This is a genomic window from Cytobacillus solani, assembly GCF_001420595.1.
GTDB lineage: Bacteria > Bacillota > Bacilli > Bacillales > Cytobacillaceae > Cytobacillus > Cytobacillus solani.
The window spans coordinates 267114-291292 of the sequence record NZ_LJIX01000003.1; the positions used below are offsets into that span (position 1 = coordinate 267114).

Sequence of the window (24179 nt, forward strand, 5' to 3'; positions counted from 1 at the left end):
TTAAATCCTATCATTTTTTCATGCTATCTTTGTTTTGGGAGGAAATCAGATGGAAGCAAACATTTTACTAGTAGAAGATGATACCGAAATCGCACGTATTATTCGTGATACGCTAATAACAGCAGGACATAAAGTGACGTGGGCTACAACGGGACTAGAGGGGTTAAATGACTTTCAGTCAGGTTCGTATGATTTGATGCTAGTCGATTTAATGCTTCCTGAAATGGATGGATTTGCATTATGCCGCAATGTACGCTGGAAAAGTGACATACCGATTATCATTATTAGTGCGCGTAAAGATGATGTCGATAAAATTGAGGGGTTAGGACTCGGAGCGGATGACTATATGTCCAAGCCGTTTAGTTTAGCAGAATTAAAGGCACGCATTGATTCTCATTTGAGACGCTGGTTCCGTTATAACCGTATAGAAGAAGAGAGACATGAACTTCTTTATGATCGAGGCTTAACAATCAATTATAGTTTACAATGTGTATTTTTATTTGGGGAAGAGCTCCCATTAACAAATAAAGAATTTGAGCTGCTATGTTTGCTAGCTGAAAATGGCAACCGCATATTTTCTAAGCATGAGATCTATGAACACGTATGGCAGCAGGCAGATATAGAAGGATTACATACTGTTACAGTCCATATTAAATCTCTTCGGGAAAAACTAAAGGACCCAGTTAAATCTCCGCATTTTATTCAAACCATCTGGGGGAAAGGATATCGCTTTATTGGTGTGCCGTCGTGAAAATAAAAACTTGGCTGCTTGTTTCCTATCTAATCGTTATGATCCTCCCGCTAGTTGCAGCATACGTCCTGTTTCTTTGGATTAATGCTTATCATCAAGAAAAAAATGTAGAAGAGTATTTTGAGAAATGGGTTGAGCTCCAAAAAATAATAGAGGTAATAGATACACCAGAAATGTTCCAGCTCGGCAGATCATATGAAGAACTTAATAAGTTAACAGGAGCGCATATAGAGATCAATCTATATTTAAAGGAGGGCTTTTTATTATATACGTCCAATCCAATAAAAACACAGATTGATACAATTGCCAGCACCGATAAACTTTATAAAAACTTATATGAATTTGAAAAAGATTACTATGCGTATACCTATCGATCGCCAGTTCTACAAGGGAAAGATATTATTGGCATCTATGAGGTCAGATTAGCACGTAACGAGTGGGTGAAGGGCGTTTCTGATCGAACCTGGCTGGTTATTGGCATCTTTGTCCTATTCTTTGTTGCTATTCTCACTATTGTTGCATTTCTTGTCAATCGTAAATTAAATAAGCCGCTTCGATTGTTGATGAAACAAATGAAAGCCTTCGCGGAAAAAAATGAAGTTTCACCTATTTATGAAGTGAATGATGAAATTGGTGAGCTCGCAAAAAGTTTTGATGAAATGCGCCTTCAAATTATTACTGCTAAACAAAAGCTTATAGAGGAGCAGGGTGAAAAAGAATATATGATAGCAAGTATTTCTCACGACTTAAAAACACCGCTCACATCTATTCGAACCTATGCGGAAGCACTAGTTGGGAAGATTCCTAACGAGGAGAAGATCAATGAATATAGTAAAGTGATTGTCGATAAATCGAACTATATGAAACATATGCTAGATGATTTATTGATGTACACACTCCTTCAAACCCCAACGTATGAAATGGAGCTTGTAGAAGTTGATGGAGAAGAATTTTTTGACATGCTTATCTCAGATTATGAGCCGCTTTGCATGGAAAAGGGGATTACACTTGAATTGCTTTCTACAGTAGAAGAATTTTACCTTGTCAATCCTAAGCAAATGCTTCGAGTAATGGATAATTTAATGAGTAATGCGATTAAGCATTCGGATTCCAAGGATCATATATTGCTAGCTGCGATCCATTCGAATCACCTTCCCCTTTCTATCATGCCATTTGTTAAACCGCTATTAACAAAACAAGAAGGTATGTATTTGATCGTTCAGAATAGCGGTGAGGGCATTGAACAAACAGAGCTAGAAAAAGTCTTTAAGCCTCTTTATCAGGTCGATTCCGCTCGTACAAAAAATAGAGGTTCAGGTACAGGTCTTGGGTTAAGTATCACAAAACAAATTATTGAGAAGCATGGCGGTACAGTAGAAATAGCGTCAGAGAAACAAGTTGGTACATGTGTGATTTGCTGGCTTCCTTCAATAAATAAAGGAGAATGAAGAGGATGGAATTTTTAAAATCATTAAAGGTAATTAGCGCAGCAGCTGTTATGTCTATTAGTTTAGTAGCTTGTTCGGCGGAGGGTAATGAATTTTCTCCGGAGCAAGTAGTACAAAAGGCGTTGGCAGATAATGCGAAAATGCCCGCATACTATGGTGAATCTGTCATGAAGTTTAATGATGAAACTGGAAATATTGAATTAAAGGAATGGGTTTCTGAAGACGGAAAACGTCGAACAGAAGCGGTAATGCCGGACACAGGGGAAAAATCAATTACAGTGAATGATGGCAATAAGCTGACTTCATATGAAGCAGCCACGAATACTGCATTTGTCATTGAGGTGACAGAAGATACACCAATGCATCAGTCCCCGAAAGAGCAGGCAGAGATTCTTTTGGATGCCATTAAAGACACGCATTCTATTACACTAGTTGGTGAAGAAAAAATGATTGGACGGGATGTGTTTCATCTAAAAGCGGAAGTGAAGGATGAAAGCACATTGTACGGTAATCAAGAAATTTGGGTGGATAAAGAACATTGGCTGGTTCTAAAAAGCATTTCGACAAGTGGTGATATTCAAGTCTCTGTTGAATATAAGGAAATCGAATTTAACCCGACATTTGAGAAATCGTTATTCACGTTGAAATTGCCTGAAGATGTTGAGATAAAGGATGTTTCAGCTATGATCGAAGAACAGCCGGTGGATTCTTTAGAAGATGCCGCGGAAATAATGGAGAAACCCTTCCTGTATGTACCAGAAGAAGACGGCATTGCAATTGAACAAATGACGGTTATGTCAGGTGGAAGTGATATCAACCCGGAATTAACGTTAACTTATTTTAAAGACAATCTTCCATATTTCTCATTGAATGTATTCGCAATTGACGAGGAAAATAAAGAATTTGATGGCGAAGGAATGAACATCCGCGGATTAAAAGGGGATAAAACAGATATAAAAGGCTTTCGACTGCTAAACTGGGCTGAGGATGGTTTCGGATACAGTGTAATACTGTCACATCCAGAATTAACATTTGAACAGATGATTAAAATAATTGAAGAGATGGAATATTTGAAGGGGAAATAAAGCTACTATTTTAGGCAGTTGTAAAAATGAGCACCAAGCTGAAGGATAAAAAAGATGTCCAATATACTGGACATCTTTTTCATTCCTATTATATGTTTTAAATAAGAAAGTTAATGAGGTGTTCATATATGAGTAAATTTCATTCAGATTACATGATTACAATGAAAGATATAGTCCAAGAAGGAACGGATGTATTACGAGTAAAAACGCAAGAAGTAAACATTCCGCTCTTAGAAGAAGATAAAGAAGCTTTACTATGCATGCTTCAATATTTGAAAAACAGCCAGACCCCATCTATCTCAAAGAAATATAAATTACGCCCAGGGTCAGGGTTATCCGCTAACCAAATTGGTCTTGATAAGCGAATGTTTGCTGCGCTTTTTTTGGATGAAAGAAATGAAGACGCCGAGTATATGATGATTAACCCAAGAATTGTTAGCCATTCAGTAAATATGATTTATCTGCCTGAAGGGGAAGGGTGCCTCTCGGTGGATCGGGAAGTGATTGGGTATGTACCAAGATATGAACGAATTAGAGTAAAAGCATATGATATAAATGGACAAGAAGTTGAATACAAATTGAAAGGCTATGGTTCAATCGTTATTCAGCATGAGATGGATCATTTAAACGGCATCATGTTTTATGATCGTATAAATAAAGAAAATCCATTTAAATTACCAGAAAATGTAGAAATACGCAGCTTGTATTAATGCATGAGAGGGAGTGTACGTGCTTTTATGAAAAAGAATACAATTCCTGATGAGTTACGTTCAGACTGTAAAAATTGTTTCGGTTTGTGCTGTGTTGCTCTCCCTTATGCGAAATCTGCTGATTTTGCTTTTAATAAGGATGGGGGAACTCCATGTCCTAACCTACAAGCAGATTTTCGCTGCGGAATTCATAATCATCTCAGGGAGAAAGGATTTCGAGGCTGTGTTTCCTATGAGTGCTTTGGTGCCGGACAGAAGGTATCGCAAGTGACTTATCTTGGAAAAGACTGGCGTGATCATCCAGCCTTAACTAAGGAAATGTTTGATGTTTTACCGCGTATGCAGCAGCTTCATGAAATGCTTTATTACTTAAATGAAGCCCTTTGTCAGGAGGAAGCCGAATCAATATATATAGATTTGCGGGCTGCTATAGAAGAAACAGAATCTCTGACAAACCTGCATTCTGAATCTATCTTAAGCCTCGACATACCGGCTCACAGGATGAAAGTGAATGAATTACTTCTTCGAACAAGTGAACTAGTGCGAGCTAAAATCACTTTAAAGAAAAGTCAAAAGAAGTACAGCAAAATAGGCAGGGGAAGTGACCTGATCGCAGCAAAATTAAGAAAGGCTGACCTTAGAGGTGCCAATTTAAGGGGAGCTTTGTTAATCGCAGCAGACTTAAGAGGAGCAGATATGAGAGAGGCTGACTTAATTGGAGCTGACTTTAGGGACGCTGATTTAAGAGGAGCTAATCTCACAGGAAGTCTTTTTCTTACTCAAGCTCAAGTGAATGCGGCTAGGGGAGATGTTTATACGAAATTGCCATCTGCTTTAAGGATCCCAGAACATTGGTTAGAAGTGGGGTAATCACACAAAGGGCGTATTTTGAGATCATGTTTCAAAATACGCCTATTATAATATTTGGCAGTTGAAGCCGAATAAACTCTGACTTTGAATTTTAAACATTAACTCAAACAAATGAGATCATGAATAATCTCTGCCAGCCGAATGAGCCCTTTTTCGAATTGCTCCATTGGAGCATATGAATAAGACAAGCGTAAATGGTGCTGGTTACTTCGATCATATACATTTCCTGGGTTTAGTAGTATTCCTTCTTTTAAGGCTTTTCTAAACAATAGATGAATGGAAATTTGTTTATTGATAGAAAGCCAAATATAAAAGCCTCCTTTAGGCACATTCCAAGTGGCAATATCTTTAAAATATGTATTTAGAAGATTTATAGTAAAATCTCTCCGTACGAGTAATTCAGCTCGTATCTCCGCTAAATGGTCATTGTAAAGCCCGCTTGACAGCCACTCAGCAACCGCAAATTGGGATAAAGAGCTTGATCCATAATCTGTTTGCATTTTTATATCTGATAAACGATCAATGACAGGCTCCGGACCAACGATCCAGCCAATTCTCAAACCTGGTCCAAGAGTCTTAGACATGCTCCCTATGTATAAAATTTGCCCCTGCTCATCCATTGATTTTAATGGATGAGGTGGCGGATTTTCGAACCATAGGTCTCCATATACATCATCTTCAATAATGGGGATTCCTTCTTTCATACATACATTTAGGAGCTCCATGCGTCTATTTAAAGACATGACTATCCCTGTTGGATTGTGGAATGTAGGGATTGAATAAAGTAACGCTCCATTATGCTGCCTTTTTAGACGTCCGATTGATTGAGATTGAATCCCTTCTTGATCCATGGGAATACCAAATAAATTCATTCCTGCTGATTGGAAGACATGGACTGAATTTAGATAGGAAGGTGTTTCAAGCAGGATAGTGGAGCCACGGTGCAATAAGCCGACGGAGACCAAGTGTAACGCTTGAAGTCCGCCAGATACAATCATAATGGAAGATGGGGAGGCGTTAATCCCTTTAGATTTGATATATCCACTTATTATTTCGCGTAAGTACAGACTTCCCTTTGGTTCCGAGTACCCTAAAGAAAGCGAAGGGGTTCTGTGGAATATTTGTTTCATTTTTTGTGCAGGCAAAAGTTCAGGAGAAAGCTCTCCTGTACCAAGTCGAATGATGGCGGGGTCTGTTTCTGCCGCATTAATGTCTTGGATGATTTGCGTATTTGGATGATAAGCACCTGATTTTACATAGCTGATCCAATCAGGCGGTGGTGTGGCAGCAAGTAAACTCCATGTGTTATTGACAACTAATGTGCCTTTTCCTACTTTAGCCTCGATTAATCCATCCGCAGAAAGCTCTCCTAATGCATAAACGATCGTACTGCGATTTACTTGGAATTTTTGTGCTAGGTCACGTTGAGGTGGGATTTTCGTTCCGACCGACCATTCACCATTGATTATTTTCCTTTTTAAATATTCGTATATTTGGTGATGAAGGGGAATTGAAGATGATCTATTTAGTTTCCATTCATCCGACATACAATCACACTTTCTAATTTTTATACCATTATAAACTGATTGGTTGGAAATAAACACAACCAATTGGTTGGAGATTGTGCCATTTAATTTTTATACAATGGGAGCATGAAGAAAGTGGGGGATGTATACATGTTAGAAGCAATTCTTCATGGGTTCATTTTAGCATTTGGGTTAATCTTGCCATTGGGTGTGCAGAATGTATTTGTTTTTAATCAAGGTGCGGTTCAGTCTCAGTTTCGAAGAGTGCTGCCAGTCATTATGACTGCCTCTATTTGCGATACGCTATTAATTTCCCTGGCTGTTTTAGGGGTGTCGGTTGTTGTTCTTGAATACATTTGGTTAAAAGTCATTCTTCTCACTGCGGGTTTTTTGTTTTTAATCTATATGGGGTTTGTTACTTGGAGAAGTAAACCGGAGAGTAATGAACAGACTACGATTGTTTCGTTCACCCCGAAAAAGCAAATGGTATTTGCCATGTCAGTCTCACTGCTGAATCCACATGCTATTCTAGATACAATCGGTGTAATAGGGACGAGTTCATTAAAGTATGCAGGAAATGAAAAGGCGGCATTTGCTGTCGTGTGCATCTTTGTTTCCTGGGCATGGTTTATGGGGTTAGGCGTTGCTGGAAGAATCACAGGGAAGATGGACAAATCAGGTAGATTGCTAATGGTATTAAATAAAGTATCGGCAATCGTCATGTGGGGAACAGCTGTTTATATTGGGTGTTCGCTTATTATATGAATCTCGTTAAAAGGAATTTTATAAGAATAGACGAAATAGTTATATATCCCTTTTAAAAAGGAGTTTTCCAGATGCTTAAAAGTAAAGAAGATATAATTGCAATAATTAAAGAAGATCAATGGATGATGGAGCTTTTACGGAATGCAAAAGAATTGAATTTACCTGATTGGTGGATTTGTGCGGGGGTTGTTAGATCGAAAATTTGGGATGTGCTTCACGGGTTTAGTGAGAGAACGAGAATACCAGATGTAGATGTTATCTACTTTGATCAGACGAATCTGGATGAATCAGAGGAAAAAAGGCTTGAAAAAGAGCTTCATTCACGTCTGCCGGCTATTCCTTGGTCGGTAAAGAACCAAGCGAGAATGCATGTTATTAATCATTTTCCTCCGTATCTTTCTTCTGTTGATGCGATTTCAAAATTTCCTGAAACAGTTACCGCACTAGGAGTTAAGCTTGATGATGGCGACAATCTGATTTTGACTGCACCTTGTGGAATTAGGGATGTATTAAATATGGAGGTAAAACCTACCCCTTTTTTCAAAGAAACGAAAGAACTTACGTTAATTTACGAGGAGCGGTTGAAGAAAAAGGACTGGAGCTCTGTTTGGAATAAGGTAACAGTCATCCATATAGTAGGAGGTACATGACGATTGAAGCTGAAAAAGAAATTAAATAACCAATTCCAGTCTGTTGAATTACATGTTAGAAATACATCTAACATGGTAGATTGCTCTGGTGCGAGTGTAATGGTTATTCACAATGACCAAATTGCTTCGGAAGCATATTGGGGAAAGCACTCAAAAGCTCCTGATGCACGTCCGGTTCAAGAAGACTCCCAATTTCATGTAGCGTCTGTCCGAAAAAGTTATATCGGTTTTGCAGCTGCATACGCGATATATAATGGTTACATTCAATCAATTGATGATGAAGCAGTGAAATATCTGCCTGCAGTACATACTGAAGTTTTTGGTAATACAACGATTAGGCACTTGCTAACGCATACCCATGGATTAGATAGATTTGAGGGGAATAACATTCGTGAATTTCCGCCAGGGCAGAGCTGGGCATATCGAGAAATAAGCATAGAAATATTGACGCAAATAATCCACTGTTCCACAGGTAAATCAATTGCTGAAATCTTAAAAGAACAGGTTTTCAATCCTTTAGCATTTAATGAAACAGGCTGGCATGATGACCATAGTGAGAAATTAGCGGAAGTGATCAGAGACCCAGATAACAAGTTTTGGTCTACTGACAAAGGGACGGATGGAAATAAGAAAAACATGTATGTATCCACAAGAGAGCTTGCTTATTGGGGATATCTTCATTTAAAGCAGGGGTGTATTGATGGAAAACAAGTCGTGGCAAAGGAGATCATTCGGCTGGCTACCTCTCTGCAAAGTCCCGAATTAATAAATATGGATCTTCCCCAAAACGGCTTTTTATGGTTTGTGAAGAATCTGCCTGCAAAGAAGACGGAAATAGGGGAACTTGTGCCTGAGGGTTCTTTTCAAATACTTGGATATACAAGTGTAGCGTTATTAGTGATTCCTAAACACAATATCATTGCTGTTCGCATGTTTAATAGCTTTGGTTCCCCTCCTGGATACGATTATTTAGCAGATATTCGTGCATTTGGGGATACTGTAATGAAGTGCATATAAAAAATTATTGAGTACCATCATAATTTATCTGCGAAATTAGCCCATTTATCTACGAAATTTAAGATATATCTACGAAAGTGACTCATATATCTACGAAATTAAGGATATATCGATTTTTCGACAAAATTACCGCAATCCATTTTAAATATTTATGATTTTTCATGAAATTGCTTGTGCGATCGGAGTGAATTCGTTATAACTATATAAAACGCTAAAGGATGAGGGCTATGAATCCATTATTATATGACTTTCCTGAGGAGTTTGAAACAGAAAGACTAATCATACGAATGCCGAGACCAGGAGATGGAAAGGTGGTATATGATTCTATTAAAGCTTCAATCACTGAGCTGAAGCCATGGATGCCGTTTGCTCAGAAGGAACAGTCGGAAACAGATGTAGAAATTAATATTAGAGAGTCATATATTAACTTTTTAAAGAGAGATGACTTGAGGTTGCTTGTTTTCTTAAAGGAAACAGGAGAATTTATTGCTTCCTCTGGATTACATAGAATCAATTGGTCGATTCCGAAATTTGAAATAGGCTATTGGATTGATACAAGACATAGCGGTAAAGGATATATGACAGAGGCGGTTCAAGGCATTACAGACTTTGCGGTAAACGAGCTAAAGGCTCGAAGAATAGAAATACGCTGTGAATCAACAAACATAAAAAGCCGCGCAATTCCGGAAAGATTGGGCTTTGTATTGGAAGGTATCCTAAGGAACGAAGGATTATCTGCTGAAACGAATGAACTAAGAGATACTTGTGTATATGCCAAAATAATTTAAATGGTGGAAATATAAGGCTGTCGAAAGGCGGTCTTATTTCGTTTCTATCAAAATGCTACGAAGTTAATTTACTATAATATGAATAAGGAGCGCAAAGTGATTAAAGCGGTTTTATTTGATTTAGATGGTACGTTATTAAATCGAGATGCATCGTTAAAAATTTTTTAGATGAACAATACAAGCGGCTATATCAATATTTAGGACATATTCCAATAGAGAAGTATACTTCTAGGTTTATAGAATTAGAACAGAGAGGATATGTTGGAAAGAATAAGGTTTATCAGCAATTGATCGGTAAATTTAATATTAGCGGAATATCCCAGGAGATCTTACATCAGGACTGTATAAATGAATTTAGCAGCTGCTGTGTTCCTTTTCCTAATCTCATAAACATATTAGAAAGTTTAAAGGAAAGATCCATCCGCTTAGGGATCATTACGAATGGACAAGGAAAATTTCAAATGGATAATATTAAGGTTTTAGGGATTGAAAACTATTTTGATGCCATTCTAATTTCTGAATGGGAAGGAATAAAAAAGCCGAATCCAGAAATATTTAAGAGGGCATTAAGTAAATTGGATGCGGCAGCCTATGAAAGTATGTACGTGGGTGACCACCCAGAAAATGATGTGCTGAGCTCTAAAAATATAGGACTGTCAGCGGTATGGAAAAAGGACATATACTGGGGGCATGCTGAAGCAGATTTCATTATTAATGATTTAATGGAACTGCTCAAAATTGTTGAATCCCAAGAAGGAAGGACTTATTAGTAATTATGAATTCTCTACAACAAATTCATGTAAAGAAACCATTAGCGAAAGTATGGATGGTCCTTATATTGGGCTCCTTGACAGCCTTTGGTCCACTATCTTTAGATATGTATTTGCCATCCTTGCCGATAGTGGCGGATGACTTGCAGACAACTGCTTCTCTTGCACAGTTGAGTTTAACCTTTTGTTTATTAGGTCTGGCACTAGGACAATTATTTTTTGGACCGTTAAGTGATATACAGGGGAGGCGGAAACCGCTTGTACTGACATTAATCATTTATTCGGTCTCGTCTGTTTTATGTGCGTTCAGTCCAAATGTATGGGTCCTTATTTTGCTCCGTTTTATTCAAGGTCTGACAGGAGCAGCAGGAATTGTCATTGCTCGGGCAACCGCACGAGATCAATATACGGGCAAAGATTTAACGAAGTTTGTTTCACTCTTAGCCCTTGTCAACGGTGCGGCGCCGATTCTTGCACCTATTTCGGGTGGGGTTATTTTACAGTTTGCTAGTTGGCAAACCGTATTTATTATTCTAGGAATTATCGGATTAGTGATGTTTCTTGTTGTTGCTCTTTTCCTGCCAGAAACCTTGCCTGAAGAGAAAAGGTCAGAAAGTGGTATGCTGGCTACACTAAAGACGTTCCGCAATCTTGTTAAGGATCGCCTGTTTATGGGATTTGCGCTGACGCAAGCATTTATATCAACAAGCATGTTTGCGTATATTGCGGGTTCCCCTTTTGTCCTGCAAAACCTTTACAATGTAACGCCGCAGCAATTTAGTTTATTATTTGCGCTGAATGGAATAGGAATTATTGCCTCGGCTCAAATAACTGGGCGCTTAGCTAATACCATTAATGAAGTAAAACTATTAATGGGCGGGATTGTTCTTGCAGCTGCAGGAAGTATAGTTTTGCTTTTCGTTACCTTTTTACATCTTTCTTTATTTGCTATGGCAATTGCATTATTTCTAGTTGTGGCAAGTGTTGGGATTGTATCGACAACCTCCTTTTCATTAGCCATGCAAAGTCAAGGAAGGTCTGCTGGAAGTGCTTCTGCACTCCTTGGTTTATTGCCGTTTATAGGGGGAGCCATTGTTTCTCCGTTAGTAGGTATTGCTGGTGAACAAAGCGCAGTTCCAATGACAATTATTATTGCGATTTTTAATCTAGGTGCTTTGCTTTTATATAGTATTCTTTTGCAAAAGCGAAACAAATAGCCATTTGCAATATTAAATGTTAGTAGAATAGGGAAAAAGAATATAGTATTTCTGTGAGAAAGGAGGGAAGATGTTGAAAAAGAAGGATATCAATTATTATCAGACATTTATTACCGTTGCGCCAGATTGCCTGGCAATGGAAGGAATTGTGCCTCCTCTTCGAAAGGGAGGTGCAACCAAATCCCGGATTGAATATGATCTTCTCTCAAGCCATCCATATACATACACTCAGGAGGGTCTAATTTTTGAGGTATATATACGCCATAAATTGATTCCAGAGGAAGAGCTGCGGGCAAGAGGAACTCAGATTAGAGAAGAGCTATTTCAAAAATCCCAGGCTTGTTTAAGAGCCTCGATGCTTCCAAAAAAATACGGATGGGGGCTTCATTTTGATCGTGCGGGGAAGATTGCTCTCTACGGTCTTGAATCTTCAGATTATCAAAAGTATCTTTTGAACGAAGGCAATGAACTAAAACTACTGCCCGCTATGCGAAACAGCCGTTTACGGTCCTAAGACTAACAACATCATTATCGATTCCAGAGGAAAAATCGAGAACGGGCATTGTCATGCTCGTTTTATTATTTGTCTAAGGGACATTACTTGTCATTGTTTTTGTATAAATCAGTCTATTAAGATTTATCTATAGACTTTTTATTATAATTCGATTATAGTTGTTAGTAATATAACTACTATCGTGGAGGGGCATATGGAGGATAAAGCTATTATAGAATTGCAAAAACATGGTTTTTCAAAGTATGAATGCAAAGCATACATAGGTTTATTGAAATCACCCGCTGTTACCGGTTATGAATTAAGCAAGCGTTCTGGCGTTCCAAGATCCATGATTTATGAAGTACTGGGGAAACTCCTTGATAAAGGAGCAATTCAAACAGTTCCTTCCGATCCTATTGTTTACAAACCGGTTGAGCCGAAACAGCTGCTTTCTCGTCTAAAAGAAGAGATGAATACATCATTAGAATGGCTGGAAACGTCGCTAACTATGTTTGAAAGTGACCAGAAAGTGGATGTGGTGACAAGGATTGTCCATTATGAGCATATTGTTCAAGAAATGATTTCTATGATTCGCCTCTCGAAAAAGGAGATTTGGCTATCCGTATGGTCACCGATTGTGAAAGAGATTGAAATGGCTATTCGGGAGAAGGAGGGATCCATCCCGATATTTACAGTTTTATTTGGAGCTGAAGAAAAGTCGCTAGGTCATACTTATCATCACAACTATATGGCACCAGATATTGTTAGCAAACGAATGGGTGGATATTTGACGATTGTCATTCGGGATGAAGAAGAAGCGCTAATTGCGAAATTTAGCGACAGAGGTTCTGAATGGGCTGTAAAGTCAACGGATCCTGCCCTTGTCCTTATTGCAACTGAATATATTCGGCACGATATTATGGTAGAAGAAACTATTAATATGCTCGGCCCCGGTAAGCTAGAAGCGCTTTGGAAAAGTCGAGAAGACTTAATTCAAGTAATGACGGGAAAAAACAGCTTAGAATAAGCTGTTTTTTTATCAAAATAATATAGTTGTTATTGTAATAACTACTTAAGGAGGAAGCAATATGTATCCAAAACTTAAATTTGCGCTCTCAATGGCTATATTCGGTTCTATTGGTTTATTTTCAATAAAAACCGGACTTCCCTCCATTGAATTGGTTTTCGTCCGCTGCGTTTGTGCAAGTATACTTCTGGGAATAATCTGGGGATTCCATTCGTTAAAAACAAAAAATCAGAAAAAGACGGTTATTCCTCGCCGGGAGTATATACTTGCGCTGCTTTGTGGTGTTTTTCTTGTCATAAACTGGGTCTTTTTCTTTCGTTCAATCGAGGTCATGCCTATTACTGTGGCGGTTTCCATCTATCATTTAGCGCCAGTCATTGTACTTCTTCTAGGCACTTTCATCTTTAAAGAAAAAATAACCGGATTAGGAATGTTGTTTTTCTTTATCTGCTTTTTAGGTACCTTGTTGGTTGGAGGAATTCACCAACAATCATCTATTGCTGATTTCCTATCAAATGGGGTTCTTTGGGCATTTGCAGCAGCATTATTCTATGCGTTTACTTCCATCACGGGTAAGGGGATCCAAACCCTTAGTCCACTGGCGACAACAGTTATTCAAACAACATTGGGGATTATTTTATTGTTTCCATTAGTAGATTGGTCAAACTTTCTTCATCTTACCTTTGAAAATTGGTTTTATATACTTGTTACAGGGTTCATTCATACTGGATTTGTCTTTTACTTATTTTTCAGCGGCTTACGTGAGCTAAAGGCGCAAACGATTGCTATTTTGGTATTTATTGATCCGATTGTTGCTATTTTATTAGATGTGCTTATTTTGAATTACCGCCCTGATATTTTCCAATTAGTAGGAATTTTTCTAGTGTTTGCGGGGATTAGTTATTCGCCCAAAAAGGCTAAAAATATAGAAAAAGTAGCTGCTGGATAGCAGGAGTATTTCGATGGAAAAGCTAATATAGATAAAGTAACTTAACAGTCTAGGAAAAAAGAAAGTGAGATGGAATTATGTCTCTTCACATCCGTGAAGTAACAGCAGACAATTGGCGTTTAGTGGCTGGTTTATCAGTATCTGAACAACAAACTCAATTTATTGAAAGTAATGCTTACTCCTTAGCGGAATCAAAATTCGAAAACAATGGGGTTTCTGTGGGGCTGTATGATGGTGAAATACTTGTTGGGTATGCCATGTATGGATGGCCATCAGAAGTAAATCAAAGTGCTTGGCTTGATCGTTTCATGATTGATTACCGATATCAAGGCAATGGGTATGCTAAACAATTTTTGCCTCTTTTACTTGAATATATTCAGCAGCAATATGCTTGTCAAAAGATTTATTTAAGTCTTCATCCCGACAATGAACCTGCTCAAAGATTATATGAATCGTTTGGATTTTATTTAAATGGTGAAGTAGATGACAGTGGACCTGTTTTCGGCGTTGTTATGGAATTAAGGGTTAATAAATAACAGGAGGCGAATAGTACTGAGTGCTGTTCGTCTCCTGTTGTTTATATTTTATTATCTGCTTACCTCATTTAATGAAACGTATTTACTCCTCCTCCATTGCAGCACGTGTATACATAATGCTGAGAAAATGCCTGCTAATGCTCCGATCATCCAGTTGACTTGCGGCATATGCTCAAACAGCCATCCGCCGGCACCTTGGCTAATGCCTCCACCGATAGCCATCGCAAGTAATGAAAAACCAAAATAGCTGGCTGAAAACTGAGGAGGTGCTATATCCGCTGTGTATTCATAAGAGGTTGGTTCCACGAGCATGATTCCAACGGCATATGTGCAAAAACCTATCCAAAATAGTAGGAAGTTATCAGATAATCCGACTAATAATATTCCTGCTCCCATAATGCTCATTCCTATTTTAATAACTGATAATCTCTGAAATCTCTTTGTCCATTTTTGCAGCGGATATTGAAAGAAAACGACGATGATTCCATACACAATAAATAGACTTGAGACATATGATGAATGGTTAAATACCTTTGCAGCATGTAATGGAATCGTTAAATATAATTGCATAAACATGAACCAAAACCCGATCATGCTAATCGTAAAAAAGATAAATAAACGATCTGACTTAACTTTTTTCCAAGAATCCGCAAATGATTGCTTTGGGACAGCTACCTTTTCATTCGGAAGAATTAGAAAGGTAAGGATGCCGCTGATGATAAAAATACCTCCACAAACGAGAGAAGAGTAGAAAAAGTCAAGCTGCAATAAGATTCCGCCCAATATACCAGCACATATGATCCCTGAGTGACGTACGATTTTATCAAGAGAAAAAATGTCGCCTCGCTTTTTAGAGGGAGTAAAGATTGTTAGTGCAGCTTTGCTTGTTGGTTCAAATAATGAACCTCCTATCCCTGTAATAATAGCTGCAGTAATTAATTCAAATGGGGTAGTGCAAAAGGCGAACAACAGGAATCCAGCCCCACGCAAGATCATCCCGATACTAATCATCAGCCGGTAATCAAAGCGATCGCCGAGTATTCCTGAGAGAAAGGATGTACCTTGCTGTGTTAATTGGCGGAGCATAAGGACAACCCCGGCGATTCCGGCGGAAAGGGCTAAGTTTCCTGTAATATAGGCAGATAAAAATGGAATAAAGGCAAAAAAACTTACGTTCATAAGAAACGAGTTAACTAATAATAATCGAATGGCTTTCATCTGGTTCCCACCTTTGTTTGACTAATTTAGAAATAAATGAATGAATAGCTATATTAAATTACAAAGTCAGCGATGCTCTTTAATACAAAGTGTATCAACGGCTTTGCTATTTGTATAACGAATAATTACAATGGTATTAATTATAAAATCGAATCGTTAGGATGAGGGAAATGGAAATTCAACAACTTCGTGCTTTTTTGTCTGTCGCACAGACAAAAAACTTTACTAAATCTGCTGATTTAATGTATGTGTCGCAATCAACTATAACGATGAGAATTAAAGCGTTGGAACATTCCCTTGGCAAAATGTTGTTTGAAAGGGATAATCGCCAGGTTCATCTGACTGCTGCTGGAAAGGAATTATTGGATTATGCTAAAAGAATTGTCGAACTTGTTGATGAAGGGTCAAGAAAGCTGAACTTGGAGGAAAAATTTGATAGCTCGCTAGTCGTAGGGAGTCTACATTCATTATGGGATTATTTGCTCTTCCCTATTATGAAAGACTTTCAAATAAAACATCCCAAAACGGCTCTTCGTTTTATAACAGGTCATTCGTGGGATATCGTGCAGCATATCCTTGATGGTGTCATTGATTTTGGCGTCGTCTATATTCCTCCATCCCATCCGGAAATAGAGGTAGTGAACTTTAAAAGTGAGGAAATTAAGTTGGTTGCCAGAGCGGATAATCCTTTTACCGAGGAAATTGATTTAAGTACTTTAACGGCATTGCCTTATATTCATATGGAGTGGGGACCAGGTTATAAATTATGGTTTGAAGAATGCGTCGGTAAGCAAGTATTTGCTTTACAAGTTGATCATGCCTCATTATATATCCATTATTTGCAAAATGATAATTTTATCGGACTGCTGCCATCTGCTATTGCTGACACACTCATCCAAGAAGGGGAGCTTACAGAGCTTCGCTATCGATCAAAAGTAAAAGCACCTTTCATTCAAAGCTATATCATTTATCCTAAACGCAAGTATGAAGCAGTAAAGCATTTGTTAGATTACATGATGCAAGCTGCGGATAGAATGTAAAATAATTTAGGCAAAAGTAAATGGCTTAGAGGATGAAATCCATTTGTGCAGTATAAATTGTAAGAAGTAGTAGTGTCGTTAATTTTTGTGAGTGATCAATATTGAAAAAAGATTTTTCTATTTTGCTATTGATTTTTAAGAGAAATGATTGTAATATAATATATCTCAGCTGAAAGATCAGATGAATGATATAAATTTTCATTTATTTAATTTTTTAGTTGTTGACAAAAGTCGGTTTAATTTGATAAGATGTAAATCTGTTGTTGTCACAGAAATTATTTCAAAAAAGTAATTGACAACATTTCGACAGTATGATATAATAAAATTCTGTCACAAAATAGTTCTTTGAAAACTAAACAAAGCAAAACGTCAACGTAAATTCAAGTTTTAAAACTTAAGAGCTAATCTTACTCTTTATTGGAGAGTTTGATCCTGGCTCAGGACGAACGCTGGCGGCGTGCCTAATACATGCAAGTCGAGCGAATCTGAGGGAGCTTGCTCCCAAAGGTTAGCGGCGGACGGGTGAGTAACACGTGGGCAACCTGCCTGTAAGACTGGGATAACTTCGGGAAACCGGAGCTAATACCGGATAATCCTTTTCTACTCATGTAGAAAAGCTGAAAGATGGCTTCGGCTATCACTTACAGATGGGCCCGCGGCGCATTAGCTTGTTGGTGAGGTAACGGCTCACCAAGGCGACGATGCGTAGCCGACCTGAGAGGGTGATCGGCCACACTGGGACTGAGACACGGCCCAGACTCCTACGGGAGGCAGCAGTAGGGAATCTTCCGCAATGGACGAAAGTCTGACGGAGCAACGCCGCGTGAGTGATGAAGGTTTTCGGATCGTAAAACTCTGTTGTTAGGGAAGAACAAGTACCGTTCGAATAGGGCGGTACCTTGACGGTACCTAACCAGAAAGCCACGGCTAACTACGTGCCAGCAGCCGCGGTAATACGTAGGTGGCAAGCGTTGTCCGGAATTATTGGGCGTAAAGCGCGCGCAGGTGGTTTCTTAAGTCTGATGTGAAAGCCCCCGGCTCAACCGGGGAGGGTCATTGGAAACTGGGAGACTTGAGTGCAGAAGAGGAAAGTGGAATTCCAAGTGTAGCGGTGAAATGCGTAGAGATTTGGAGGAACACCAGTGGCGAAGGCGACTTTCTGGTCTGTAACTGACACTGAGGCGCGAAAGCGTGGGGAGCGAACAGGATTAGATACCCTGGTAGTCCACGCCGTAAACGATGAGTGCTAAGTGTTAGAGGGTTTCCGCCCTTTAGTGCTGCAGCAAACGCATTAAGCACTCCGCCTGGGGAGTACGGCCGCAAGGCTGAAACTCAAAGGAATTGACGGGGGCCCGCACAAGCGGTGGAGCATGTGGTTTAATTCGAAGCAACGCGAAGAACCTTACCAGGTCTTGACATCCTCTGACAATCCTAGAGATAGGACGTTCCCCTTCGGGGGACAGAGTGACAGGTGGTGCATGGTTGTCGTCAGCTCGTGTCGTGAGATGTTGGGTTAAGTCCCGCAACGAGCGCAACCCTTGATCTTAGTTGCCAGCATTCAGTTGGGCACTCTAAGGTGACTGCCGGTGACAAACCGGAGGAAGGTGGGGATGACGTCAAATCATCATGCCCCTTATGACCTGGGCTACACACGTGCTACAATGGATGGTACAAAGGGCTGCAAGACCGCGAGGTTTAGCCAATCCCATAAAACCATTCTCAGTTCGGATTGCAGGCTGCAACTCGCCTGCATGAAGCCGGAATCGCTAGTAATCGCGGATCAGCATGCCGCGGTGAATACGTTCCCGGGCCTTGTACACACCGCCCGTCACACCACGAGAGTTTGTAACACCCGAAGTCGGTGGGGTAACCGCAAGGAGCCAGCCGCCTAAGGTGGGACAGATGATTGGGGTGAAGTCGTAACAAGGTAGCCGTATCGGAAGGTGCGGCTGGATCACCTCCTTTCTAAGGATGAAATGAAGTCTAACTTCATTAAAAGACGTTTCATTGTTCGTTCAGTTTTGAGAGAGTAATTTTCTCTCGAAACTTTTTTGTTCTTTGAAAACTAGATAATGTAATAAAGAAGAATAACCGAGTAATCGCCATCTTAGTTTTTTCTCTTATATTGAGTTTTTAAAACCAAGTAAGAGTGTAAACCATGAGGGCAATGAGCAACAAGCAGATCAAGGAAGCGACCGAGCGAGCACCGGAACGTACTCAGTACGTGAGGAGCACAGCGAGAGAGCTGACGCCGAGATGCGCAGTTGATCATTGACCGAAGTAGGTTAAGTTAGAAAGGGCGCACGGTGAATGCCTAGGCACTAGGAGCCGATGAAGGACGGGACTAACACCGATATGCTTCGGGGAGCTGTAAGTAAGCTTTGATCCGGAGATTTCCGAATGGGGGAACCCTCTATCCGTAATGGGATAGAATCTTTACCTGAATACATAGGGTATTGAAGGCAGACCCGGGGAACTGAAACATCTAAGTACCCGGAGGAAGAGAAAGCAAACGCGATTCCCTGAGTAGCGGCGAGCGAAACGGGATTAGCCCAAACCAAGAGGCTTGCCTCTTGGGGTTGTAGGACACTCTACACGGAGTTACAAAGGAACGAGGTAAATGAACAGGTCTGGAAAGGCCGGCCAGAGAAGGTAAAAGCCCTGTAGTTGAAACTTCGTTCCCTCCAGAGTGGATCCTGAGTACGGCGGGACACGAGAAATCCCGTCGGAAGCAGGGAGGACCATCTCCCAAGGCTAAATACTCCCTAGTGACCGATAGTGAACCAGTACCGTGAGGGAAAGGTGAAAAGCACCCCGGAAGGGGAGTGAAAGAGATCCTGAAACCGTGTGCCTACAAGTAGTCAGAGCCCGTTTATGGGTGATGGCGTGCCTTTTGTAGAATGAACCGGCGAGTTACGATTACATGCGAGGTTAAGTTGAATAGACGGAGCCGCAGCGAAAGCGAGTCTGAATAGGGCGAATGAGTATGTGGTCGTAGACCCGAAACCAGGTGATCTACCCATGTCCAGGTTGAAGTTCAGGTAACACTGAATGGAGGACCGAACCCACGCACGTTGAAAAGTGCGGGGATGAGGTGTGGGTAGCGGAGAAATTCCAATCGAACTTGGAGATAGCTGGTTCTCTCCGAAATAGCTTTAGGGCTAGCCTCATGTAGAAAGAGTCTTGGAGGTAGAGCACTGTTTGGACTAGGGGCCCCCATCGGGTTACCGAATTCAGACAAACTCCGAATGCCAAAGACTTATCCATGGGAGTCAGACTGCGAGTGATAAGATCCGTAGTCAAGAGGGAAACAGCCCAGACCACCAGCTAAGGTCCCAAAGTATACGTTAAGTGGAAAAGGATGTGGAGTTGCTTAGACAACCAGGATGTTGGCTTAGAAGCAGCCACCATTTAAAGAGTGCGTAATAGCTCACTGGTCGAGTGACTCTGCGCCGAAAATGTACCGGGGCTAAACGTATCACCGAAGCTGTGGATGGACATCTACGATGTCCGTGGTAGGAGAGCGTTCTAAGGGCGTTGAAGCTAGACCGCAAGGACTGGTGGAGCGCTTAGAAGTGAGAATGCCGGTATGAGTAGCGAAAGATGGGTGAGAATCCCATCCACCGAATGCCTAAGGTTTCCTGAGGAAGGCTCGTCCGCTCAGGGTTAGTCGGGACCTAAGCCGAGGCTGAAAAGCGTAGGCGATGGACAACAGGTTGATATTCCTGTACCACCAAACTCCGTTTGAGCAATGGGGGGACGCAGGAGGATAGGGTAAGCGCACTGCTGGATATGTGCGTCTAAGCAGTTAGGCTGCAAGCGAGGAAAATCCCGTTTGCGTGAAGGCTGAGCTGTGACAGCGAGGGAAATATAGTACCGAAGTTCCTGATTCCACACTGCCAAGAAAAGCCTCTAGTGAGGATAAGGTGCCCGTACCGCAAACCGACACAGGTAGGCGAGGAGAGAATCCTAAGGTGAGCGAGAGAACTCTCGTTAAGGAACTCGGCAAAATGACCCCGTAACTTCGGGAGAAGGGGTGCTTTTTAGGGTGAATAGCCCTGAAAAGCCGCAGTGAATAGGCCCAGGCGACTGTTTAGCAAAAACACAGGTCTCTGCGAAGCCGCAAGGCGAAGTATAGGGGCTGACGCCTGCCCGGTGCTGGAAGGTTAAGAGGAGGGGTTAGCTTACGCGAAGCTCTGAATTGAAGCCCCAGTAAACGGCGGCCGTAACTATAACGGTCCTAAGGTAGCGAAATTCCTTGTCGGGTAAGTTCCGACCCGCACGAAAGGCGTAACGATCTGGGCACTGTCTCAACGAGAGACTCGGTGAAATTATAGTACCTGTGAAGATGCAGGTTACCCGCGACAGGACGGAAAGACCCCGTGGAGCTTTACTGTAGCCTGATATTGAATTTCGGTACAGCTTGTACAGGATAGGTAGGAGCCTTGGAAGCCGGAGCGCCAGCTTCGGTGGAGGCATCGGTGGGATACTACCCTGGCTGTATTGAAATTCTAACCCATGCCCCTGATCGGGGCAGGAGACAGTGTCAGGTGGGCAGTTTGACTGGGGCGGTCGCCTCCTAAAAAGTAACGGAGGCGCCCAAAGGTTCCCTCAGAATGGTTGGAAATCATTCGAAGAGTGTAAAGGCATAAGGGAGCTTGACTGCGAGACCTACAAGTCGAGCAGGGACGAAAGTCGGGCTTAGTGATCCGGTGGTTCCGCATGGAAGGGCCATCGCTCAACGGATAAAAGCTACCCCGGGGATAACAGGCTTATCTCCCCCAAGAGTCCACATCGACGGGGAGGTTTGGCACCTCGATGTCGGCTCATCGCATCCTGGGGCTGTAGTCGGTCCCAAGGGTTGGGCTGTTCGCCCATTAAAGCGGTACGCGAGCTGGGTTCAGAACGTCGTGAGACAGTTCGGTCCCTATCCGTCGTGGGCGCAGGAAATTTGAGAGGAGCTGTCCTTAGTACGAGAGGACCGGGATGGACGCACCGCTGGTGTACCAGTTGTTCTGCCAAGAGCATCGCTGGGTAGCTATGTGCGGAAGGGATAAGTGCTGAAAGCATCTAAGCATGAAGCCCCCCTCGAGATGAGATTTCCCATAGCGTCAAGCTAGTAAGACCCCTGAAAGATGATCAGGTTGATAGGTTTGAGGTGGAAGCGTGGTGACACGTGGAGCTGACAAATACTAATCGGTCGAGGACTTAACCAAAATGAAATACATGATGTCTGTCTGTTATCTAGTTTTGAAGGAATAATCCTTTAACTAAAAATAGTCTGGTGGCGATAGCGAGAAGGTCACACCCGTTCCCATCCCGAACACGGCAGTTAAGCTTCTCAGCGCCAATGGTAGTTAGGGGCTGTCCCCTTGTGAGAGTAGGACGCCGCCAGGCTAGGCCCTAATGTTGGGCTATTTTTTTCGTCTAATTTAATATGGGCCCCTTGGTCAAGCGGTTAAGACACCGCCCTTTCACGGCGGTAACACGGGTTCGAATCCCGTAGGGGTCACCATTTTGGAGGATTAGCTCAGCTGGGAGAGCATCTGCCTTACAAGCAGAGGGTCGGCGGTTCGATCCCGTCATCCTCCACCATAATTTTTATACCGGTATTTCCCAATTGAATGCCGATAGTTCGCGTATTTTGTTTTTCTTTTTATTTTATGGGGCCTTAGCTCAGCTGGGAGAGCGCCTGCCTTGCACGCAGGAGGTCAGCGGTTCGATCCCGCTAGGCTCCACCATATAGATTATTAACATAATATTTTGGCGGCGTAGCTCAGCTGGCTAGAGCGTACGGTTCATACCCGTGAGGTCGGGGGTTCGATCCCCTCTGCCGCTACTTATTTAATATGGAGGAATACCCAAGTCCGGCTGAAGGGATCGGTCTTGAAAACCGACAGGCGGGTCAAACCGCGCAGGGGTTCGAATCCCCTTTCCTCCTCCATTTAATTTAATATTACTATCGCGGGGTGGAGCACGATCGAAAACGCTTCGAAGGAATTACTTCAGCGCACCGATTGAGCTGCTGCTTGAATAATCTTCCCGAAATCGGGGCGGTTATTTTAACTGTAAGATAATTGCATAATTAAAAATTTATAATATTACTATCGCGGGGTGGAGCAGTTCGGTAGCTCGTCGGGCTCATAACCCGAAGGTCGCAGGTTCAAATCCTGTCCCCGCAATATGGTCCGGTAGTTCAGTTGGTTAGAATGCCTGCCTGTCACGCAGGAGGTCGCGGGTTCGAGTCCCGTCCGGACCGCCATTTTTTTGTATTTGGCTCAGTAGCTCAGTCGGTAGAGCAAAGGACTGAAAATCCTTGTGTCGGCGGTTCGATTCCGTCCTGAGCCACCATTTTCATTCTAAATATGGCGGTTGTGGCGAAGTGGTTAACGCATCGGATTGTGGTTCCGACATTCGTGGGTTCGATTCCCATCAGCCGCCCCATTTGTGTAATTTATGTAGAATTGGTTAGATCATGTAGTTTTTTCAATGATGTAATTGATGATGAAATTTCAATGGGCTATAGCCAAGCGGTAAGGCATCGCACTTTGACTGCGACATGCGTTGGTTCGAATCCAGCTAGCCCAGCCATTATTTTTTAAGGCGGCATAGCCAAGTGGTAAGGCAGAGGTCTGCAAAACCTTTATCACCGGTTCAAATCCGGTTGCTGCCTCCAATTTTAATATGCGGGTGTAGTTTAGTGGTAAAACCACAGCCTTCCAAGCTGTTGTCGAGGGTTCGATTCCCTTCACCCGCTCCATTATTTATAATATAATGGGCCTATAGCTCAGCTGGTTAGAGCGCACGCCTGATAAGCGTGAGGTCGATGGTTCGAGTCCATTTAGGCCCACCATAAATGATTTATTATTCCGCAGTAGCTCAGTGGTAGAGCTATCGGCTGTTAACCGATCGGTCGTAGGTTCGAGTCCTACCTGCGGAGTCAATTTTATATTTGAAGAAGCACAGTGTCGTAGAGCTATGCGGTTTTGGACGAAAAATATTTATACTATTTATAAGGATTAACTAACATGTCTTTTTGGAAAGTTAGTAATCCTTTGTTGTTTATTCTAGAAAAGTATACAGATATGGTTTAACAGTCTGGATCTCTATTTTTGATTATCAATGTTCTAATATATGCTATATTTTTCATAGGTTATATATGGAGAAATTGCAATAGCAGGGGATATATAAATGGAGGCATTTCAATAATCCCGTTTTTATTATTGTTTATTTTGGTGTTCTTGGTTTAGTAATTTGGTTTGCAGCTACCTTTATTTAAGCCCAAAAAGAAAGAAATATAATTCTCAAATGAATTTCTA

General features: G+C 41.3%; 17 protein-coding genes, 14 tRNA genes, 3 rRNA genes and 1 pseudogene. 33 read left to right on the plus strand and 2 right to left on the minus strand.

Annotated features, from left to right (window positions below; all coding sequences use genetic code 11):
- Positions 1 to 49 precede the first annotated feature (49 nt).
- The 5 genes from AN957_RS01335 to AN957_RS01355 all read left to right on the plus strand — a co-directional run bounded on the left by AN957_RS01335 (position 50) and on the right by AN957_RS01355 (position 4864).
- A complete protein-coding gene (locus AN957_RS01335) occupies positions 50 to 751 on the plus strand; it encodes a response regulator transcription factor (RefSeq protein ID WP_053478052.1) in 702 nt (233 codons plus the stop codon).
- Complete coding sequence (locus AN957_RS01340; RefSeq protein WP_053478053.1) at positions 748 to 2199, plus strand: sensor histidine kinase; 1452 nt, start codon at positions 748 to 750, stop codon at positions 2197 to 2199. The genes AN957_RS01335 and AN957_RS01340 overlap by 4 nt, the downstream gene beginning before the upstream one ends.
- A gap of 5 nt (positions 2200 to 2204) precedes the next feature.
- Positions 2205 to 3284, plus strand: coding sequence for a LolA family protein (locus AN957_RS01345; RefSeq protein WP_053478054.1), 1080 nt, complete (start codon positions 2205 to 2207; stop codon positions 3282 to 3284).
- A 128-nt stretch (positions 3285 to 3412) separates the two neighbouring features.
- A complete protein-coding gene (gene def, locus AN957_RS01350) occupies positions 3413 to 3994 on the plus strand; it encodes a peptide deformylase (RefSeq protein ID WP_056681922.1) in 582 nt (193 codons plus the stop codon).
- Between the two features lie 27 nt (positions 3995 to 4021).
- Positions 4022 to 4864 (plus strand): pentapeptide repeat-containing protein, encoded by an 843-nt coding sequence (locus AN957_RS01355; RefSeq protein ID WP_053478056.1) that lies wholly within the window; start codon positions 4022 to 4024, stop codon positions 4862 to 4864.
- Between the two features lie 98 nt (positions 4865 to 4962).
- On the opposite strand, the gene AN957_RS01360 is transcribed toward AN957_RS01355, so the two are convergent.
- Entirely contained in the window at positions 4963 to 6411 is a 1449-nt protein-coding gene (locus AN957_RS01360; protein ID WP_053478057.1) for an aminotransferase-like domain-containing protein, read from the minus strand.
- 129 nt (positions 6412 to 6540) lie between these two features.
- Here AN957_RS01360 and AN957_RS01365 point away from each other — a divergent pair, with 129 nt between their 5' ends.
- The 10 genes and pseudogenes from AN957_RS01365 to AN957_RS01410 all read left to right on the plus strand — a co-directional run bounded on the left by AN957_RS01365 (position 6541) and on the right by AN957_RS01410 (position 14602).
- Positions 6541 to 7155 carry a LysE/ArgO family amino acid transporter gene (locus AN957_RS01365; protein WP_053478058.1) on the plus strand — a complete coding sequence of 205 codons (615 nt, stop codon included), beginning with the start codon at positions 6541 to 6543 and terminating at the stop codon, positions 7153 to 7155.
- Between the two features lie 71 nt (positions 7156 to 7226).
- Positions 7227 to 7805 (plus strand): nucleotidyltransferase family protein, encoded by a 579-nt coding sequence (locus AN957_RS01370; protein ID WP_056681925.1) that lies wholly within the window; start codon positions 7227 to 7229, stop codon positions 7803 to 7805.
- Between the two features lie 3 nt (positions 7806 to 7808).
- Positions 7809 to 8822 carry a serine hydrolase domain-containing protein gene (locus tag AN957_RS01375; RefSeq protein ID WP_053478060.1) on the plus strand — a complete coding sequence of 338 codons (1014 nt, stop codon included), beginning with the start codon at positions 7809 to 7811 and terminating at the stop codon, positions 8820 to 8822.
- Positions 8823 to 9049: 227 nt separating this feature from the next.
- Positions 9050 to 9610: a GNAT family N-acetyltransferase gene (locus AN957_RS01380; RefSeq protein ID WP_053478061.1), complete on the plus strand. Its 561-nt coding sequence runs from the start codon at positions 9050 to 9052 to the stop codon at positions 9608 to 9610.
- A 96-nt stretch (positions 9611 to 9706) separates the two neighbouring features.
- Positions 9707 to 10380: pseudogene (locus AN957_RS01385) on the plus strand (HAD family hydrolase).
- A 5-nt stretch (positions 10381 to 10385) separates the two neighbouring features.
- Positions 10386 to 11597 carry a multidrug effflux MFS transporter gene (locus AN957_RS01390; protein WP_053478062.1) on the plus strand — a complete coding sequence of 404 codons (1212 nt, stop codon included), beginning with the start codon at positions 10386 to 10388 and terminating at the stop codon, positions 11595 to 11597.
- Positions 11598 to 11670: 73 nt separating this feature from the next.
- Positions 11671 to 12111: a DUF6157 family protein gene (locus AN957_RS01395; RefSeq protein ID WP_231690159.1), complete on the plus strand. Its 441-nt coding sequence runs from the start codon at positions 11671 to 11673 to the stop codon at positions 12109 to 12111.
- A gap of 193 nt (positions 12112 to 12304) precedes the next feature.
- Positions 12305 to 13117 (plus strand): TrmB family transcriptional regulator, encoded by an 813-nt coding sequence (locus tag AN957_RS01400; protein WP_053478064.1) that lies wholly within the window; start codon positions 12305 to 12307, stop codon positions 13115 to 13117.
- A gap of 61 nt (positions 13118 to 13178) precedes the next feature.
- A complete protein-coding gene (locus AN957_RS01405; RefSeq protein ID WP_056681928.1) occupies positions 13179 to 14066 on the plus strand; it encodes a DMT family transporter in 888 nt (295 codons plus the stop codon).
- 77 nt (positions 14067 to 14143) lie between these two features.
- On the plus strand, positions 14144 to 14602 hold the full coding sequence (locus AN957_RS01410) for a GNAT family N-acetyltransferase (RefSeq protein ID WP_053478066.1): 459 nt from the start codon (positions 14144 to 14146) through the stop codon (positions 14600 to 14602).
- Positions 14603 to 14653: 51 nt separating this feature from the next.
- Here the strand turns inward: AN957_RS01410 and AN957_RS01415 are convergent, their stop codons facing one another.
- Complete coding sequence (locus tag AN957_RS01415) at positions 14654 to 15820, minus strand: MDR family MFS transporter (protein WP_053478067.1); 1167 nt, start codon at positions 15818 to 15820, stop codon at positions 14654 to 14656.
- A 170-nt stretch (positions 15821 to 15990) separates the two neighbouring features.
- Between AN957_RS01415 and AN957_RS01420 the strand changes: the two genes are divergently transcribed.
- From AN957_RS01420 to AN957_RS01505, 18 genes are all read left to right on the plus strand, one after another.
- Entirely contained in the window at positions 15991 to 16860 is an 870-nt protein-coding gene (locus AN957_RS01420; RefSeq protein ID WP_053478068.1) for a LysR family transcriptional regulator, read from the plus strand.
- Between the two features lie 414 nt (positions 16861 to 17274).
- Positions 17275 to 18825: ribosomal RNA gene (locus AN957_RS01425) — 16S ribosomal RNA — on the plus strand.
- A gap of 318 nt (positions 18826 to 19143) precedes the next feature.
- A 23S ribosomal RNA gene (locus AN957_RS01430) occupies positions 19144 to 22076 on the plus strand.
- 64 nt (positions 22077 to 22140) lie between these two features.
- A 5S ribosomal RNA gene (gene rrf / locus AN957_RS01435) occupies positions 22141 to 22257 on the plus strand.
- Together the 16S, 23S and 5S rRNA genes with 14 tRNA genes alongside form the textbook arrangement of a ribosomal RNA operon.
- A 43-nt stretch (positions 22258 to 22300) precedes the next feature.
- A tRNA-Glu gene (locus AN957_RS01440) sits at positions 22301 to 22375 on the plus strand.
- Positions 22376 to 22379: 4 nt separating this feature from the next.
- Positions 22380 to 22455, plus strand: a tRNA-Val gene (locus AN957_RS01445).
- Positions 22456 to 22525: 70 nt separating this feature from the next.
- Positions 22526 to 22601, plus strand: a tRNA-Ala gene (locus tag AN957_RS01450).
- Between the two features lie 24 nt (positions 22602 to 22625).
- A tRNA-Met gene (locus AN957_RS01455) sits at positions 22626 to 22699 on the plus strand.
- A gap of 12 nt (positions 22700 to 22711) precedes the next feature.
- Positions 22712 to 22804 (plus strand) — tRNA-Ser (locus AN957_RS01460).
- Positions 22805 to 22968: 164 nt separating this feature from the next.
- Positions 22969 to 23042: transfer RNA gene (locus tag AN957_RS01465), tRNA-Met, on the plus strand.
- A 3-nt stretch (positions 23043 to 23045) separates the two neighbouring features.
- A tRNA-Asp gene (locus AN957_RS01470) sits at positions 23046 to 23122 on the plus strand.
- A 13-nt stretch (positions 23123 to 23135) separates the two neighbouring features.
- Positions 23136 to 23211: transfer RNA gene (locus AN957_RS01475), tRNA-Phe, on the plus strand.
- Positions 23212 to 23228: 17 nt separating this feature from the next.
- Positions 23229 to 23304 (plus strand) — tRNA-His (locus AN957_RS01480).
- A gap of 72 nt (positions 23305 to 23376) precedes the next feature.
- A tRNA-Gln gene (locus tag AN957_RS01485) sits at positions 23377 to 23451 on the plus strand.
- Positions 23452 to 23462: 11 nt separating this feature from the next.
- Positions 23463 to 23536: transfer RNA gene (locus tag AN957_RS01490), tRNA-Cys, on the plus strand.
- 10 nt (positions 23537 to 23546) lie between these two features.
- Positions 23547 to 23620: transfer RNA gene (locus tag AN957_RS01495), tRNA-Gly, on the plus strand.
- A gap of 16 nt (positions 23621 to 23636) precedes the next feature.
- Positions 23637 to 23713 (plus strand) — tRNA-Ile (locus AN957_RS01500).
- A gap of 15 nt (positions 23714 to 23728) precedes the next feature.
- Positions 23729 to 23800: transfer RNA gene (locus AN957_RS01505), tRNA-Asn, on the plus strand.
- The last annotated feature ends 379 nt before the right edge of the window (positions 23801 to 24179 follow it).

Excerpts from the sequence above, each read along its gene's own strand:
- AN957_RS01355 (WP_053478056.1), top strand. The coding sequence starts at position 4,022 with ATGAAAAAGAATACAATTCCTGATGAGTTACGTTCAGACTGTAAAAAT.
- AN957_RS01360 (WP_053478057.1), bottom strand. The coding sequence starts at position 6,411 with ATGTCGGATGAATGGAAACTAAATAGATCATCTTCAATTCCCCTTCAT.
- AN957_RS01370 (WP_056681925.1), top strand. The coding sequence starts at position 7,227 with ATGCTTAAAAGTAAAGAAGATATAATTGCAATAATTAAAGAAGATCAA.
- AN957_RS01335 (WP_053478052.1), top strand. The coding sequence starts at position 50 with ATGGAAGCAAACATTTTACTAGTAGAAGATGATACCGAAATCGCACGT.
- AN957_RS01420 (WP_053478068.1), top strand. The coding sequence starts at position 15,991 with ATGGAAATTCAACAACTTCGTGCTTTTTTGTCTGTCGCACAGACAAAA.
- AN957_RS01415 (WP_053478067.1), bottom strand. The coding sequence starts at position 15,820 with ATGAAAGCCATTCGATTATTATTAGTTAACTCGTTTCTTATGAACGTA.
- AN957_RS01400 (WP_053478064.1), top strand. The coding sequence starts at position 12,305 with ATGGAGGATAAAGCTATTATAGAATTGCAAAAACATGGTTTTTCAAAG.
- AN957_RS01345 (WP_053478054.1), top strand. The coding sequence starts at position 2,205 with ATGGAATTTTTAAAATCATTAAAGGTAATTAGCGCAGCAGCTGTTATG.
- AN957_RS01380 (WP_053478061.1), top strand. The coding sequence starts at position 9,050 with ATGAATCCATTATTATATGACTTTCCTGAGGAGTTTGAAACAGAAAGA.
- AN957_RS01405 (WP_056681928.1), top strand. The coding sequence starts at position 13,179 with ATGTATCCAAAACTTAAATTTGCGCTCTCAATGGCTATATTCGGTTCT.
- AN957_RS01410 (WP_053478066.1), top strand. The coding sequence starts at position 14,144 with ATGTCTCTTCACATCCGTGAAGTAACAGCAGACAATTGGCGTTTAGTG.
- AN957_RS01390 (WP_053478062.1), top strand. The coding sequence starts at position 10,386 with ATGAATTCTCTACAACAAATTCATGTAAAGAAACCATTAGCGAAAGTA.
- def (WP_056681922.1), top strand. The coding sequence starts at position 3,413 with ATGAGTAAATTTCATTCAGATTACATGATTACAATGAAAGATATAGTC.
- AN957_RS01365 (WP_053478058.1), top strand. The coding sequence starts at position 6,541 with ATGTTAGAAGCAATTCTTCATGGGTTCATTTTAGCATTTGGGTTAATC.